The sequence below is a fragment of the Paenibacillus sp. DCT19 genome (assembly GCF_003268635.1).
GTDB lineage: Bacteria > Bacillota > Bacilli > Paenibacillales > Paenibacillaceae > Paenibacillus.
Genome location: NZ_CP029639.1, coordinates 4,334,000 through 4,351,277, shown reverse-complemented (window position 1 = coordinate 4,351,277; position 17,278 = coordinate 4,334,000). Strand labels below are relative to the sequence as shown.

Annotated in this window: 14 protein-coding genes; all 14 read left to right on the top strand. The window is 46.8% G+C overall.

All coding sequences use genetic code 11. The features are described 5' to 3' along the window. The first annotated feature begins 195 nt into the window (after positions 1 to 195). A complete protein-coding gene (gene dapF, locus DMB88_RS19725; RefSeq protein WP_128102716.1) occupies positions 196 to 1,029 on the top strand; it encodes a diaminopimelate epimerase in 834 nt (277 codons plus the stop codon). A 218-nt stretch (positions 1,030 to 1,247) separates the two neighbouring features. Further along, positions 1,248 to 3,137, top strand: coding sequence for a bifunctional homocysteine S-methyltransferase/methylenetetrahydrofolate reductase (locus DMB88_RS19720; RefSeq protein ID WP_128102715.1), 1,890 nt, complete (start codon positions 1,248 to 1,250; stop codon positions 3,135 to 3,137). A 19-nt stretch (positions 3,138 to 3,156) separates the two neighbouring features. Then, positions 3,157 to 4,056 carry a YicC/YloC family endoribonuclease gene (locus DMB88_RS19715; RefSeq protein WP_128102714.1) on the top strand — a complete coding sequence of 300 codons (900 nt, stop codon included), beginning with the start codon at positions 3,157 to 3,159 and terminating at the stop codon, positions 4,054 to 4,056. A gap of 51 nt (positions 4,057 to 4,107) precedes the next feature. Beyond that, on the top strand, positions 4,108 to 4,368 hold the full coding sequence (gene remA / locus DMB88_RS19710; RefSeq protein ID WP_006209218.1) for an extracellular matrix/biofilm regulator RemA: 261 nt from the start codon (positions 4,108 to 4,110) through the stop codon (positions 4,366 to 4,368). 13 nt (positions 4,369 to 4,381) lie between these two features. Beyond that, on the top strand, positions 4,382 to 4,954 hold the full coding sequence (gene gmk / locus DMB88_RS19705) for a guanylate kinase (protein WP_128102713.1): 573 nt from the start codon (positions 4,382 to 4,384) through the stop codon (positions 4,952 to 4,954). Positions 4,955 to 5,144: 190 nt separating this feature from the next. Continuing rightward, positions 5,145 to 5,360, top strand: coding sequence for a DNA-directed RNA polymerase subunit omega (gene rpoZ / locus DMB88_RS19700; RefSeq protein WP_056696365.1), 216 nt, complete (start codon positions 5,145 to 5,147; stop codon positions 5,358 to 5,360). A 350-nt stretch (positions 5,361 to 5,710) separates the two neighbouring features. After that, entirely contained in the window at positions 5,711 to 6,997 is a 1,287-nt protein-coding gene (gene coaBC / locus DMB88_RS19695; RefSeq protein ID WP_128102712.1) for a bifunctional phosphopantothenoylcysteine decarboxylase/phosphopantothenate--cysteine ligase CoaBC, read from the top strand. Between the two features lies 1 nt (position 6,998). Then, positions 6,999 to 9,548, top strand: a complete 2,550-nt coding sequence (gene priA / locus DMB88_RS19690) for a primosomal protein N' (RefSeq protein ID WP_128102711.1) — start codon at positions 6,999 to 7,001, stop codon at positions 9,546 to 9,548. Positions 9,549 to 9,656: 108 nt separating this feature from the next. Further along, complete coding sequence (gene def, locus DMB88_RS19685) at positions 9,657 to 10,145, top strand: peptide deformylase (RefSeq protein ID WP_056696370.1); 489 nt, start codon at positions 9,657 to 9,659, stop codon at positions 10,143 to 10,145. A gap of 6 nt (positions 10,146 to 10,151) precedes the next feature. Continuing rightward, on the top strand, positions 10,152 to 11,111 hold the full coding sequence (gene fmt / locus DMB88_RS19680) for a methionyl-tRNA formyltransferase (protein ID WP_174715305.1): 960 nt from the start codon (positions 10,152 to 10,154) through the stop codon (positions 11,109 to 11,111). Continuing rightward, positions 11,108 to 12,634 carry a 16S rRNA (cytosine(967)-C(5))-methyltransferase RsmB gene (gene rsmB, locus DMB88_RS19675; protein WP_128102709.1) on the top strand — a complete coding sequence of 509 codons (1,527 nt, stop codon included), beginning with the start codon at positions 11,108 to 11,110 and terminating at the stop codon, positions 12,632 to 12,634. Before fmt ends, rsmB begins: the two co-directional genes overlap by 4 nt. A gap of 516 nt (positions 12,635 to 13,150) precedes the next feature. Next, a complete protein-coding gene (rlmN, locus tag DMB88_RS19670; protein ID WP_056696377.1) occupies positions 13,151 to 14,191 on the top strand; it encodes a dual-specificity RNA methyltransferase RlmN in 1,041 nt (346 codons plus the stop codon). A 7-nt stretch (positions 14,192 to 14,198) separates the two neighbouring features. Beyond that, positions 14,199 to 14,975 (top strand): Stp1/IreP family PP2C-type Ser/Thr phosphatase, encoded by a 777-nt coding sequence (locus tag DMB88_RS19665; protein ID WP_128102708.1) that lies wholly within the window; start codon positions 14,199 to 14,201, stop codon positions 14,973 to 14,975. After that, a complete protein-coding gene (gene pknB, locus DMB88_RS19660) occupies positions 14,972 to 17,188 on the top strand; it encodes a Stk1 family PASTA domain-containing Ser/Thr kinase (protein WP_128102707.1) in 2,217 nt (738 codons plus the stop codon). Before DMB88_RS19665 ends, pknB begins: the two co-directional genes overlap by 4 nt. Positions 17,189 to 17,278 lie beyond the last annotated feature (90 nt).

Sequence of the window (17,278 nt, the reverse complement as noted above, 5' to 3'; positions counted from 1 at the left end):
TTTACTTCCCAATTTCGTTATGCTATCCTCAAAATGCGTCGAAGCGAACGGCTTCGCCATTTTGCAGGATAGCTTTTTTTTGGAAGCGGAGCTTCATCTCTTCTTCCAGTCATGAGAGCCTGACTTTTCAAAAAACATAACTTGAAATGAATAAACGCTTTGGCAGCAGACTGCCAAAAGGAGTGGGAAGATCATATGGAATTTACAAAAATGCACGGACTAGGCAACGACTTTATCGTTGTATTTGGAGAAGAGAAGCTTCCCGCAGATGCGCCAGAATTGGCTGTGAAATGGTGTAACCGATTCTTCGGAATTGGTGCGGATGGGCTCGTCTATATACTGCCTTCCGAGAAAGCAGATTTTCAGATGCGCATCATGAATTCAGACGGTTCCGAAGCGGAGCAATGTGGTAATGCCATTCGATGTGTTGCAAAATATGTGTATGATCACGGTCATGTATCCGGAGAGAATATTACAATTGAAACGATTGGTGCTGGCGTACAGCCGGTTAATCTTAACATTCGTGATGGTAAGGTAGAGACGGTTCGTGTGGATATGGGTGAGCCGATTCTGGACGGGCTTAAAGTTCCAACGACCGTGGATGCAAACCCTGTGGTTAATCATTCCATTGAAGCGAATGGTCAACAATTCAAGTTTACCGCCGTATCCATGGGGAACCCACACGCTGTTATTTATGTAGAAGATGCTGTGAATTTTGATCTCTCGACATGGGGACCTCTACTGGAGGTACATCCGATGTTCCCCAAAAAAATTAATGTGGAATTCGCAACTGTGCATGACCGCGGTTATGTAGATATGCGTGTGTGGGAACGTGGAGCGGGTCCAACGCTGGCCTGTGGAACAGGAGCCTGTGCAACACTCGTATCGTCTGTTCTGAACGGACACACCGACCGTACAGCTGTCGTTAGCCTCAAAGGTGGAGATTTGCACATTGAGTGGAATGAAACAGATAACCACGTTTATATGACGGGGCCTGCAGAAGTTGTTTTCAAAGGGATCACCTCGTAAAACGGAGATTTAAGTCAAGAGAGGCCTGTGAGCCTCTCTTTTTTAGTTACAGAAGTAGAATTTGGGTATATATGTTCAGCCATACATTACATGAGAACATGCAGGACAGAACATATATCATCATGATTCGGGAAAAAACCTGTGTTTTCCTTCGTTTTTTAGCGTTTTTTGTGTTACATTAGTATGAAATTGATCACAGCCAGGCGGGAGGAAATGGGATGAAGGCGGATTTACGGAGCGTAATGCAGGAGCGGGTTCTCGTGGGAGACGGGGCGATGGGAACATTCCTTTATCAAATGGGATTCCCGGTAGGCATTTCATATGAAGAGTTGAATTTAATTTCACCTGAAGTGGTGGCTGATGTACATCGTCGTTATCGAGATGCAGGTACAGAAGTATTCGAGACGAACACTTACTCTGCCAATTATGATAAGTTGTCCAAGTTTGGCCTGGAATCTAAGGTTGAGAGTGTGAACCGGGCTGGTGTACGCATCGCCAAGGAAGTGGCAGGTAGCCAAGGTTATGTACTTGGTGCTGTAGGTTCAATTCGCGGGGGGAAACGCACGAATGTATCTACAAGTGAGCTGAAACGCTTTTACGAGCAACAGATTTTTGCACTTCTTGACGAAGGGGTAGACGGTATTCTACTTGAAACCTTCTATGATATTGAGGAGATGGACATTGCCCTTCTGCAGACTCGCAAGCTGAGTGACCTACCTGTGATTGGACAATTTGCTGTAGAGCATGTTGGTCATACATTGGATGGATATACAATGCCTGAGGCGTTCCGAATTATGCGTGAACAAGGTGCCGATGTGATTGGCTTCAACTGTCGAACAGGTCCTAACGGTATCATGCGTGCGATGGAAACGGTATCTGGGCAGATCGGTATTCCAATGTCCGTCTATCCTAATGCAGGAGCAGCAGATTACGTAGATGGTGAATTCCGTTATGGTGCAACTCCAGAGTACTTCGGTCAGACAGCAGTGCAGTTTGCCGATCTGGGTGCTCGAATTATCGGTGGTTGCTGCGGAACAACGCCGGATCATATCGCTGCTATGGCTGGAGCCTTGACCGACTATCAAGCTGCTCCAATTGTCCAGCCTGACCTAACGGATTCCAAACCACGTATTGTTCTACATGAAAATGTAGATGAACGTGCAGGTCGTGGTGGACAACCTACAATTGTAGATCTGGTGAAGGAACGTCATACGGTTATCGTTGAACTTGACCCGCCACGTGATCTGGATATCGCCAAATTCATGAAAGGTGCCGAGATACTCAAAGCAGCAGGAGCTGACGCACTAACACTCGCTGACAACTCGCTTGCAGTTACCCGGATGAGTAATATGGCTCTGGGACATCTCGTTCAAGATCGCACGGGATTGCGTCCGCTTGTGCATATTGCATGCCGGGATCGTAACCTCATCGGTACACAATCCCACATGATGGGCTTTGATGCGCTGGGAATTAATCATGTGCTCGCAGTAACTGGAGATCCAGCCCGTTTCGGTGACCTCCCGGGTTCAAGCTCGGTATATGATCTAACCTCTTTCGAAATTATTCGGATGATCAAGCAACTGAACGATGGTGTAGCCTTCTCAGGTAAACCACTTAAGCAAAAAGCCGGATTCGTTATTGGAGCTGCATTCAATCCGAACGTGAAGCATCTGGACAAAGCCGTCCAACGTTTGGAGAAAAAGATCGCCTCCGGCGCCGATTACATCATGACCCAGCCGATTTACGATCCACAATTAATTGTGGCAATGCATGAAGCGACCAAACATCTGGAAATCCCTATTTTCGTTGGTGTAATGCCGCTTGCAAGTGGACGAAATGCGGAATATCTCCATAATGAGGTGCCGGGAATTCAGCTGTCGGATGAGGTTCGGTCACGTATGGCTGGTCTGGAAGGCGAAGAAGGCCGCGCGATGGGCGTGAAAATCGCCAAGGAACTATTGGATGTAGCCACCACGTATTTTAAAGGCATCTATCTGATGACGCCATTTATGTTCTACAACATGACGGCGGAACTTACACAATATGTGTGGGAGAAGTCAGAGCACCAATGTCCTACTTGTTTCAACCCTAATAATCAATTACAATAGTGTAACGGATGTGATGCCGATGTCATTCAGTATGACCGGATACGGTCAATCCGCCTTTCATTTTGGAGGCTATAAGGTACAGTTGGAAGTCAAATCGGTCAATCATCGTTATTGTGAAGTGATGATGCGTCTACCGAAAGAGTGGACATGTTATGAAGACGGATTGAGGAAAATGGTACAGAGCCGCTTGAAACGCGGGCGGATTGATGTTTATGTAATGAAAGAAAAAGATGAAGACCAGGCTCTGCCTGCCGTGCTCAATGAGCAGGCGGTTAGAGCCTATCTGCAGGCTGCAGAGCAGCTGGAGACCCGGTATGGGATGCAGGGCAAGCCGACCATTATGGACATACTTTCGTTGCCAGATGTCATGGTTCATTCAGAAGGGGTTAATCTCCTGACGGAAGAACAGAAGGACGAATGGGAACGTGTTCTGCAGGAGGGGCTTGAAGAAGCTCTGTCCGGTCTGGAACAGATGCGCGCTCGCGAGGGTCTTCATCTGGCCAGTGACCTGGAACGACGGATAAGTCGACTGGAGTCACTGCATACCGAGATGCTTACTCTTGCACCTACTGTGGTAAGTGATTACCGCAACAAGCTAAGACAAAGGCTTACGGAAATGCAGGAGGAAGGCTCTTTCCCTTTTGATGAGCATAAATTGGGTATGGAAATTGCTGTGTTTGCCGATCGTTCTAACATAGAAGAAGAGCTTACGCGTTTACTCAGTCACTTCGGACAGAGCAGGGAACTGCTGAAGAGTGAGGAACCTGTGGGACGCAAGCTGGACTTTCTAATTCAAGAGATGAATCGTGAAGTTAACACGATTGGATCAAAAGCCAACCATTTGGCTCTAGTGAACCGTGTTGTCGAGATGAAGGCGGAACTGGAGAAGATTCGCGAGCAAGCAGCGAATATCGAATGAACGGTCATATTTCGGCAGAAGAGTCGCATGTATAGGGGGAAGAACCTGATTATGGCAATCAAACTCATTAACATTGGATTCGGTAACATCGTATCGGCCAACCGGATTATATCCATCGTAAGTCCGGAATCGGCGCCGATCAAGAGAATTATACAAGAGGCAAGAGACCGTCATATGCTAATTGATGCAACGTATGGAAGACGTACTCGTGCCGTAATTATTACGGATAGTGATCATGTCATTCTGTCTGCAGTACAGCCAGAAACGGTTGCCCATCGTCTTTCTTCGAAAGATGATGATAACGACGAATAAAATGGAGTGTAATATGTCTAAGGGATTACTGATAGTGTTGTCCGGCCCATCAGGGGTCGGGAAGGGTACAGTATGCAGCGCATTGCGCAAACGGGTGCCGAATTTGACTTATTCCGTATCGGCAACAACCCGCCAGCCTCGTCTGGGTGAAGAGCATGGAGTCAACTACTTCTTCCATTCGCATGATGAGTTTCTGAGTATGATTGCCGAAGATCAACTGCTGGAACATGCAGAGTATGTTGGCAACTATTATGGAACTCCGCGTGATTTTGTGGAGAAAACGATTAACGAAGGCCGGGATATCATTCTTGAGATTGAAGTCCAAGGTGCACTAAAAGTGAAAGAAAAGTTCCCGGAAGGGATCTTTGTGTTTCTACTTCCTCCATCTTTGGACGAGCTTAAAGATCGTATTCAAGGCCGTGGTACGGAAAGTCAGGCAACAATTGATCACCGGATGTCCGTTGCTGTGGATGAGATCAGCTTGTTGGAGCAGTATGATTACGCAGTTGTTAATGATGAAATTGATATGGCGTGTAAACGAATAGAAAGCATCATTATCGCCGAACATTGTAAGATCAATAAATAATCTCTTTACCGCAGCAGCATGCGATATTCCACACGACTAAAGTCATAGGATATATAGAGAAGAACGTGTTGGTGTGGATGACGCATACAGACTGGACTGTGTAGGTGTGTGTTCAGATAGGAACAACCTCATGAAGTTCAGTCTGGCGGTGAAAGGTGATTATACTAATGTAAAGAGGTGTTTTGTAACTATGCTGTATCCTTCTATTGATGAAATGATGAACAAAGTCGACAGCAAGTATTCTCTTGTTGTTGCTGCTTCTCGCCGGGCTAGACAACTTCGCGAAGGCGAAAAATCCGATCTGAGAAATGCAAAATCTAATAAGCAGGTTGGCGTTGCGCTTGAAGAGATTTATGGTGACTTGCTCGTTGTCATCAAAGGACAGGACGAAGAAGAGGAAGAGTAAGCCGTTAGCGGCTGCTCTTCAACTGCATACGGCGTAAGCCGGATTTATTTGACAACCGCGAGGTTGTTATTTTTTTCTCTATTGGATTCTTTTCATAACGAACTAAAGGTACGTGTTCAAAAAGGTCGGTTTTCAGTACCGAGAAGATGGGATGAAGGTAGAAATGGAGTAGCGGAGCGTAGGCAAAACTACGTGAGCAACGGACATTTCGGCTGAATCCCATCTTCGACGCTGAGATGCCTCCAGGCATCCTTCGTAATCAAAAGCGGACTTTTTGAACAACCTCTAAAGGGATTACGAGATAGATTCCTATTCATTGTTTATATGTCGCATAGACTGGGGGAAATAACATGTTGAACGGCAAAAAGATCGTGCTTGGAGTTACAGGAGGAATCGCAGCTTACAAAGCAGCAACGCTATGCAGTAGACTTGTGCAAAGAGGGGCGGATGTCCATGTCATCATGACGGAGTCTGCCAAACAGTTTATTACGGAGCTAACGCTGCAAACGTTGACGCGTAATGTTGTTTATAGCGATACGTTTGATGAGCGTGAACCATCGGTTGTTTCACATATCCATTTAGCTGATCTGGCAGATCTCGTATTGGTGGCTCCAGCTACCGCCAATGTGATTGCAAAGATGGCACATGGTATGGCGGATGATATGTTATCAACCACGCTCCTAGCTACCACTGCTCCAGTAATGATTGCACCAGCTATGAATGTTCATATGTATGACCACCCGGCTGTGCAACATAACATGAATTTACTAGTCCAGCGTGGAACGTTAATGATTGAGCCAAGCGAAGGGCAATTAGCGTGTGGTTATGTAGGCAAAGGAAGGCTGGAGGAACCAGATACAATCGTTGATGTGGTTGAACAATTCTTTGCTAACAAAGCGAGTGGTGACATTGCTGGACAGGTCTCCTTCGTTTCGGCACCAGCAACTAAGCAAACGGCCACACAAACTGCTATAGAACCACAGCAATTAACAGGGAAAAAAGTGGTTGTCACAGCGGGAGGAACCATTGAACGTATTGACCCTGTTCGCTACATTACGAATGACTCTTCAGGCAAGATGGGCTTTGCGATTGCGGCAGTTGCGCAGGAGCTTGGAGCTGAAGTCACGCTAATCATGGGCAATACACAGGTTAGCCCGCCCGCGAATGTGCAGGTGATACAGGTACAGTCTGCTGATGAAATGTATGCTGCTGTCCTACGACAGTGGGATGACGCCGATATTGTAGTTAAGGCAGCGGCGGTGGCTGATTATCGTCCAAAGGAAGTTTATAAGGAAAAGATGAAGAAAACAGGTGATACATTATCGCTTGAACTTATTAAAAATATAGATATTCTCGAAACATTAGGGAAGCAGAAGACCCATCAATTTTTGATCGGTTTTGCAGCAGAGACGAATGATATTGAACGGTATGCACGAGAAAAACTGGAACGGAAAAACTGTGATCTGATCGTAGCCAATGATGTCACCCGTGCAGGTGTAGGATTTGGAACAGACACCAATGCGGTGAATATTTATGACCGTGAGGGTTTGGTAGAAGAGCTTCAGGTGGTGGCCAAGGAAGACGTGGCACGCCAGTTGCTTTCAATTGCGGCGGAGCGCATTGCCGGGGGGAATTAATATGGAAATCGCCAAGGTGATTGTCGATGTTCCTGTGAAGGAAACCGACCGACCTTTTGATTATCTTGTGCCAGAATCAATGCGTGAATGGATCGAAATTGGCAGTCGGGTTGGGGTACCTTTTGGACATCGAACGGTGCAAGGATTCGTCGTTGATCTTGTACCTCGCACCGGTAATGAGACATTCAAGCTTAAGCCCGTTCAGGAGCTGCTGGATCTTGTTCCGCCCTTATCCAAAGATCTGGTGGAACTCGCGGACTGGATGAGTGAGCGTTATGCGAGCAATCGCATTTTATCATTACAGGTGATGGTACCTACAGCTTTAAAGGGGAAAGCGGAGCGTTATATCTCCATTGGAGATGGACTGGATGCTGCGTCGGCGAGTTCGTCGCCGAATGAAGAGGTTCTTTTTGTGTGGGGAGAAGAATCGACCACAGAAAAGGTACAGCAGGACATCATTCGGTTCGTACAGAGTCGTGGACAAGTCCCCCTTCAACAGCTTAGTCGAAAGTACCCAAATCATGCGTCCTTGATCAAAAAACTGCTTCTAGGTGGCGTGTTGCTGGAAAGCCAGGCCATCAAGGACAAAATGGGCAAAAAAACGATGAAATCGGTGGATCTTGCGGTTGATGCGATGGCAGCACAAGAAGCGCTTGATGCATTCCCGGCGAAGGCTCAGCGTCAGAAGGAAGTATTGTCCTTTTTGCTTGAGATGAAAGAACTGCTGCCTATGCCCATGAAAGAATTGTTGTCAACACTTCAGGTATCTGCGGCCACTGTCAAAGGACTGGAAGAGAAAGGATTACTCATAACAGAGGACGTTGAAGTTTTTCGTGATCCTTATCAGGGCAGGAAGTTTCGGGCGACCGAACCGCTCTCGCTCACGCCAGAACAGCAACATGTGTATGATAGCATCAATGGTAGATTAATGGAGAGGCGCCACGGCGTCTTTTTGCTTCATGGTGTTACGGGAAGTGGCAAAACGGAAGTCTATCTGCAAACGATACAGCAGTGCATTGATCAGGATCGGCAGGCCATCGTGCTTGTACCTGAAATTGCCTTGACTCCTCAGATGGTTGAGCGTTTCAAAGGGCGCTTTGGTAACCAAGTTGCGGTCATGCACAGTCGTCTGTCGGGTGGGGAACGTTACGATGAGTGGCGTAAAATTAGAGAGGGTCAGGTCAAGGTGGCGATTGGTGCCCGATCTGCGGTGTTCGCACCGTTCAGTCGCCTTGGATTGATTATTATGGACGAGGAGCATGAGACCTCCTACAAACAAGAGGAAACGCCCAAATATCATGCCCGTGATGTTGCGGTGAAAAGAGCTCAGCAGCACCAGGCCGTTGTGGTTCTAGGTTCTGCTACGCCCTCGCTGGAAAGTTATTATGCTGCTCGTTCTCAAAGTAATGATGAATTCGCACCTCTCCTGCTGGAGATGCCAACGCGGGCGCTTGGTAATAACCTGCCTGACGTGCGCATTGTTGATATGCGTGAGGAACTCAAGGATGGCAATCGTTCGATGTTCAGCCGTGCACTGCACAAAGGTATAGAGGAACGCTTGGAACGTGGAGAACAAACCGTTTTGCTTCTAAACCGCCGCGGATACTCTACTTTTGTGATGTGCCGAAGCTGTGGATATGTAGCCGGTTGCCCGGAGTGCGATATTTCCCTGACGTATCACCAACGCTCCAATAATCTTCGTTGTCACTATTGTGGTTATGCGGAAGCGGCTCCGGAAGTGTGCCCGGATTGTGGTAGTGAGCACATTCGATATTTCGGAACAGGAACCCAACGTGTAGAGGAAGAGCTCGCGAAGTTATTCCCTGGTATTCGCGTCATTCGGATGGATGTGGATACAACAACTGAGAAGGGTTCACACGAGAAGCTGCTGAAACAGTTTCGGGAGAAAAAGGCCGATGTCCTGCTGGGTACACAGATGGTCGCTAAAGGACTCGACTTCCCAGATGTGACGCTGGTAGGGGTCATTACAGCAGATTCGGCATTGAATTTGCCTGATTTCCGAGCTGCGGAGAAAACATTCCAACTGCTAACGCAAGTTGCCGGCAGGGCAGGACGACATCAGCTTCCAGGTGAAGTTTTTGTGCAATCTTATACGCCGGAGCATTACTCAATCGGTCATGCTAGCCAGCACGATTATATATCGTTTGTTCGTGAAGAATTGCTACATCGACGTAATCTTCAATATCCGCCGTATTGTCGGCTTATTCTGGTTACTTTTTCACATGAGCAGCTACCTGTACTTATTCGACTAGCCGAAAACTATACTCGAATGTTAAAAGAACGCGCAAACGCAGCAGGCTGGTTAGGGAGTCTAGATCGGTTTAGCAACGAAGCCTTTGACGTACTCGGACCTGTAGCCTCCCCGATTCCGCGGATCAAGAATAGATACAGATTCCAATGTATGATAAAATGGCGTGGGGATGTAGACGCTATTGGGCTCGCTCTAGCGACAGCTCGGCGTATGGACGATGATGTGCAAGCGCAGAAGTTGCTAATTAGTCTTGATGTAGACCCGCAAATGTTAATGTAAACAGGCGGTATAAACATAGAATAGTAAAAACATGCATCATGGCTGGATGTTTGACTACATAGCCTGATGTCTTGAAATTATGATGAGGATTAGGAAGGTGCTTACAACATGTCGATTCGCATTATCGTGAAAGAACCGGATGAAGTGCTACACAAAAGAGCTAAGGAAGTAACGAAGGTAACACCGAATGTACAAAAGCTGCTGGATGATATGGCAGATACGATGTACGACGCTGAGGGTGTAGGGCTTGCGGCGCCACAAGTAGGTATTCTGAAACGTTTGATTGTTATTGATGCTGGAGATGAGCAGGGGTTGATCAAAATGATTAATCCTGAAATTATCTCAAGTGAAGGTGAGCAGTTTGGACCAGAAGGTTGCCTGAGTATTCCTGGAATTAATGGGGATGTGCGTCGCTTTGAGACGGTGACCGTTAAAGGACTGGATCGTGAAGGTAATGAACTGATTATTACGGGCAGCGGCTTGTTGTCCCGCGCATTCCAACATGAAATTGATCATTTGGATGGAGTGCTCTTTACTGATATTGCCGAGAAAGTGTACGAAATTTCTGCAGATCAGACAGGACCTCGACGTAATTAAGGAGTGATGGATTTGAATATTGTTTTTATGGGAACTCCAGATTTTGCTGTTCCTTCTCTAGATATGCTGATTGCGGAAGGGTACAACGTGGTCGGTGTCGTAACACAGCCGGATAAACCACAAGGCCGCAAAAAAGTACTTACACCAACACCTGTGAAAGCTGCAGCCGAGCGTCATGGCCTGCCTGTATTTCAACCGATAAAACTTCGTGATCCAGAAGCAGTGGCTCGGCTTGCTGAGTGGAAGCCTGATCTCATTGTTACCGCAGCATTTGGGCAGATTCTGCCCAAAGCCGTGTTGGACATGCCTGTTCGCGGTTGTGTGAACATACATGGATCACTTTTGCCTAAATATCGCGGAGGTGCTCCGATTCAACGCTCCATCATCAATGGGGAATCGGTTACTGGAGTAACGCTCATGTATATGGCAGAAGGACTGGACACCGGAGACATGATCTCACGCGTGGAGGTGCCGATCACGGATGAAGATACATCAGGCTCGATGTTTATCAAGCTAAGTGACGCAGGATCCAAACTGCTGCAGGAAGAAATGCCTAGATTAATTGCAGGGGAAACAACGGCTGTCCCTCAGGATGATGCCGAAGCTTCGTATGCCCGCAATCTGACTCGGGAAGATGAGAAACTAGACTGGAATCGCTCCTCGCGAGAGCTGTTTAATCAGATCCGTGGTCTGGTGCCGTTCTCTGGAGCATTCACCATGTGGGATGATCAAGTCTTCAAAGTCTGGGCAGCGACGAATCCGAATCATTCAGATGCGCAGGGAACTGCTCAAACGGGTCAGACTGAACCAGGAACTGTTCTGCAACTGGGTGCTAATGGTATCGAGGTGTCAACAGGCAGCGGTTCACTCTGGTTAACCGAAGTTCAGCCAGCAGGTAAAAAAGTGATGAAAGCTGCAGACTTTGGTCGTGGTGGTACCTTGAAACCAGGCACGGTGCTACGATGAACGGAAATACATCAGGTCGTGCCTCAGGTCAGGGGAAACAAACGCAAAATTCAACGACTCGTACCCACTCTAAGAAAAGCCAAAACAGCGGTAAACCTGCGCATACTCAAAATAGAAATGCTGCTAGGCCTGCTTCACGAGGGACTGAACGTTCGTCCGCTCCCAAAACATCTGCCCGTAACGTTGCCGTAAAGGTGCTTAGTGCAGTTGAACAGGACGGAGCATACAGCAATTTAGAGTTGAATCGCCGATTAAAAGAAGCCGATTTAAGCCCAGCAGATGTAGGTCTGGCGACCGAATTAGTCTATGGAACAATCGCAAGGCTGAACACACTGGATTATTATTTGGAACGTTACGTAGCCAAAGGTGTGTCTAAGTTACAGCCGTGGGTAAGAAGCTTGTTACGGATTAGTGTGTATCAGATGTTATATCTGGATCGAATTCCTGAGCATGCAGTTGTCAGTGAAGCGGTGAATCTGGCGAAAAAGCTGGGTCACCAAGGTATATCTGGTATGGTGAATGGCGTTTTGCGGAATATGATTCGTAATCGTGATGAGCTTCGAATACCGGAACATCTACCTGCTGCTGAGCGGATTACGCTGGAGCACTCACATCCGCTCTGGATGGTAGAGCGCTGGATCGCTCAATATGGTGAAGAGACAGCAGAGGCCATCTGCCGTGCCAATAATGAACCTCCTGCTGTCAGTGTTCGTGTGAATACAACGATGACAACGCGAGAGAAGCTGATGCGTGAAATGGAGAACACAGGAGCTAACGTAGAGCCTTCCCGATTAAGTCCTGATGGTATTCTGGTGCTTAGCGGAGGCAATATGGCTCTTACATCCTGGTATCGGGATGGTCTGTTATCTGTGCAGGATGAGAGTTCCATGCTGGTGGCTGAAGCGGTCGCACCCGAAGAAGGACAAACCGTACTCGATTGCTGTGCGGCTCCTGGTGGCAAGACAGCACATATGGCTGAGAAAATGCAGGATCGTGGACGAATTATAGCGAATGATCTGCATGCGCATAAACGTCAATTGATTATGGATCAGGCGGATCGTCTGGGATTGGGCTGTATTGATGCCGTTACCGGTGATGCACTTGATCTGAATGAACGCTATGCTGAAGCTTCATTTGATCGGATTTTGCTGGATGCGCCATGCTCGGGTCTTGGTGTTATCCGTCGTAAGCCAGATGTCAAATGGACCAAGTCTCCTGAAGATATCGAAGATATTTCGGGTCTACAGCGTGAGTTGCTGGATCGTGTAGCTCCACTTTTGAAGCCAGGAGGGGTGCTGGTATACAGCACATGTACGATTGAACCAGCGGAGAATGAAATGATGGTGTCTGACTTCTTGCAACGTCACCCAGAATTCGAAGCAGCTGGTTCGACATGGTCTGATACGTCATTGGCTGAATGGAAATCCGTAAATGGAGGTGTGCAGATTTTGCCGCAATATGCGCACAGCGACGGTTTTTACATTGCCCGTTTAATTCGTACAGCGAATGGATCAATTGTATAGCGCTTGAGCAAGAGCCGCCGAGGGAAACTTCGGCGGATTTCTTTGTGAGAAGCATGTCTTTTTTATGGGGTGATAATGAAAATATGATCAATCCAAAATCGCATGATTCAGCGGTAGAAGTGGATAATTTTCGTGATAGACGAACGATGTTAGGGTGCGAGGGACGCATAGAGGTGTTATAATGCATGAAGTGTGTGCTTCGAGGGTATACATGGATGTAAAGTGGTCTTTATGATAGAATAGGACGAATGGAACGATAAGCAGAAAGCTATATAGATTGAAATTAGACATTTACACGAGAACGGAGAGGACAGAAATAACGTGAAGAAGCGAAGCGTTCGCCTGAAAGAAAGCTACGTCGAAAGCATAAGCTATCACCGGATTTTCTCTTTGCAAAAGAGAGTTCAAAAAATCTGGGGATAACAGCGATCGGAAGGTTATTCTGTTATCGAAGTGGAAGTGTAAATATTTATAGTTCAATCTAAATGAAAAGAAGGAATAGGTGTTGAAAACAAAATGAAACCTTTTATATATGATTATTCCCTAGAAGAGCTGCAGCAGTGGGCTGTTAATAACGGGGAGCCTGCGTTTCGTGGGGGTCAGATTTTTGACTGGATCTACGTGAAACGTGTGAATGATTTCAATGAAATGAGTAACTTACCGAAGGCACTACGTGAAAAATTGACAGAACAATTCGAATTTGTAACGCTCACAGAAATTACGAAATTTGAATCCAAGGATGGAACGGTTAAGTTCCTGTTCGGTCTGCATGATGATCATGCCATTGAAACAGTTATTATGAAGCACAACTATGGAAACAGCATCTGTGTAACGACACAGGTCGGTTGCCGAATTGGTTGTACCTTCTGTGCATCTACTCTGGGTGGTCTCAAACGTAACCTTACGGCTGGAGAGATTACTGCTCAAGTGGTACAGGCACAGAAAATCTTGGATGAACGTGGCGAGCGTGTCAGCAGCATTGTTATTATGGGTTCAGGTGAACCATTTGAAAACTATGAAGCTACGATGACCTTCCTGCGCACAATGATTCATGAAAAAGGATTGAATATCGGTCAACGTCACATTACCGTATCTACGAGCGGAATCGTACCGAACATCTACAAGTTTGCGGATGAAGATACACAGATCAACCTGGCGATCTCCATTCACGCACCGAATGATGCGCTTCGTTCCAAATTGATGCCGGTCAACCGTCGTTTCCCGTTTGAAGACGTAATGGAATCCTTGCGTTATTATCTGGCCAAAACAGGTCGTAGAATCACGTTTGAGTACGCCCTGATTGGCGGAGTTAATGATCAGCCTGAACATGCTGCTGAACTAGCGGGTGTGCTCAAGAACATGCTGTGTCATGTTAACTTGATTCCGGTCAACCACGTACCTGAGCGCAAATACGTAAGAACATCACGAAGCGATATATTTAACTTCCAGAGAATCCTCTCGGAGCAAGGCGTCAATGTAACGATTCGTCGTGAACAGGGACATGATATTGCTGCCGCTTGCGGTCAGCTTCGTGCCAAGCATATGGAGTTGAGGTGAGAACGTTTTGATCAAAACAGTTCAGGTGAGCCATATCGGACGTGTACGTTCGGTTAATGAAGATTCAGCTTGGATTCGCAATTTGGAAACAGGTTATATCTTAGGGATTGTTGCCGATGGCATGGGCGGACATCTTGCGGGAGATACCGCAAGTCGTCTTGCGGTGGAGACACTCGTGAACGATCTGGGGACATTAGAACCGGGATTGTCGCATGCCTCTTTGTCTGCTGCTCTCAGCGACGCGATTCTGCATGCCAATGAGGTTATATTCCGTACAGCATCTGCAGATGAAAAGTACCATAACATGGGGACGACAGTTGTTGCCGCCTTATTAAATGATGCTGAGGGTGTTATCGGTCATATCGGTGATAGCCGCGCTTACAAAATTGCCAACAAATCATTGACCCAGTTGACAGAAGATCACACGCTGGTCAATGACCTGTTGAAGAACGGGATCATTAAGAAGGAAGACGCTACGCACCATCCACGTCGTAACGTACTGACTCGTGCACTTGGCACAGATGCTGAGGTAAAGGTAGATTTAGATCCTGTTAAGCTGGAAGAGGGCGAAGTCCTGTTGTTATGCAGTGATGGGTTAAGCAACCTGGTCAGCAATGAGCAGCTCATTCAAGTTGCTGGCAATCTGGATCTTCCTCTGGAGGAACGAGCGGATCGTCTACTTCAGCTTGCACTGCTTGCTGGTGGAGATGATAACATCACGGTTGCGTTGTTCGAGATTCAAGAGGATAATTCCGTAGTTGCTGAAACGGGGTGCGAGTCATGATTGGGCACCAGTTAGGCGGACGCTATGAAGTGATTGAGCGTGTCGGTGGTGGCGGCATGGCGCTTGTATATAAAGCACAGGATCTTCTGCTGAATCGAAATGTCGCGATCAAAGTGTTGAGACAGCAATTCGTCCATGACGAAGAGTTTATTCGACGTTTCCGTAGAGAAGCACAGTCTGCTGCATCATTGTCTCACCCTAACGTAGTGAGTATCTATGATGTAGGGCAAGAAGATGATGTGCATTACATTGTTATGGAATACGTCGAAGGCAAAAACCTGAATGAAATTATAAAGGAAAGGGCGCCTCTGCAAGTCGATGAAGCAGTTCGTATTGCTTCCCAGATTGCAGATGCCCTGGATCATGCACATCATAATCAAATTATTCATCGGGATATTAAACCGCATAACATATTGATTGGACGTAATGGGCGTGTGAAGGTGACGGATTTCGGAATTGCTCGTGCCGTAACCTCAACGACAATTACCCAGACGGGTTCTGTGATCGGTTCTGTTCATTATTTCTCGCCTGAGCATGCCAAAGGCATCGTAACAGGTGAAAAATCGGACTTATATTCTCTTGGCATCGTACTCTATCAAATGCTGACTGGGCAGCTTCCGTTTTTGGGAGAGAGTCCAATTAGCGTCGCGTTGAAGCATCTGCAGGAAGAATTCGATGAACCACGCAAATTCAATCCATTGATTCCGCAAAGTGTGGAAAATGTAATTCTGAAATCGATGCGTAAAAACCCGCACGAGCGGTATCAATCGGCAAAAGAAATGCAGACCGATCTGGAAACTTGTTTGATGCCCGAGCGTCGCAATGAAACGAAGATTGATTTTCCGGATGAGGATGATATTGATCAAACACGTGTCATGCCTGCAATCAAGCCTGAACCGCGTGGTGTAACTTCAACGGGTGCAGTTCCTGTTATGGAATCTGACGCTGAGGAAGGCAAAGAGAAGGGCAAAACAAAGAATTGGAAAAAGCCAACGCTGCTTATTTCGTTGACACTTCTAATTCTGATAGCTATGGTCGGCGTGGTGTGGTACGTCAAGGGCATGCTCGTTGTACCTGAAATAACGGTGCCTAGTGTCATTAACGAGACTGAAGAAAATGCCCGCAAGATCTTGGAAGATAGTGGACTTGTCGTAAGTAATGAGGTCATTCGCGTCCATGAAGAAGGTTTTGATCCAGGTATTGTCTTTGATCAGAGTAGAAAAGAAGGCGATGTCGTCAAAGAGGGCTCTGAGATTCAGCTCAGTGTCAGCATAGAGAAAGAGCAAGCCAAAATGATTGATGTCAAGGGCTCCTCCTATGATGCTGCTGTGAAGAGTCTGACCGCTTTAGGAATCAAGGAGGATCAGATCCAGCGTAAAGATGAACACTCCAATGAAGTCCAATCTGGAAACGTAATCTCCCAGACACCTGGAGTTAATGAAGATTTTGATCCGGAAGAGGTTCAAATTGTTTTAACCGTAAGTAAAGGCGCTGAAACGGTTAAAATGCCTGATCTCAAAAATCAAACCCGCAGTGAAGCGGAGCGGCTGCTCAAATCCGCTGGATTAACACTGGCACAGGTTCAAGAGGAATCGAGTTATACCATTGACCGCGGTAAAGTAACGCAACAATGGCCTTACGAAGCGGGTGCAGAGGTTAATCCTGGTGACAATATTACCATTTACATTAGTACAGGATATCCACCAGAAGCGTTAGAGTACTCATTTAATATTAATGTCTCACCAAAAGAAGAGGGCAAAAACAGCAGTATTCGAATTACATTTGAAGATGCACGTGGCAAAAACCAAGAGTGGGGAACGCGTACCATTAACAAGTCTAATCAAGCGTTGACGATCCCACTGGTACTTGCACCAAATGAGAATGGCGCTGTGTCCGTCTATCGGGATGGGAAATTCCTTGATACGTACCTTGTTAGCTACATCGATGCCAAGAATGGAACCGTTACGGTGCCTTCCATTGAGCCTGAGGGGGGCTTGCAACCACCACCGGATGAGCAACAGCCGGACCCAGGAAATGTGGAAGAGGATAGTACGGAAACCAACCAGGAAGGTGAACCTGAGTCAACACCTGCGGATGGTGAAAGTGACAACGAAGAGGGAGATACCTCTGCGATGAATCCAGGCAATGGCAATGGAAATGGTAAGGCTAAGGGTAGAGCCAAGGAAGTTGTTAATGCATCAAGCCGTCCTTAAAGGACGGCTTATTGCTGACGTTTAGCCGAATTAAAGGTCTTAAAAGTTGACTGAAGATCGTATGTCTGGAACTTGTACAATCGTATTGCC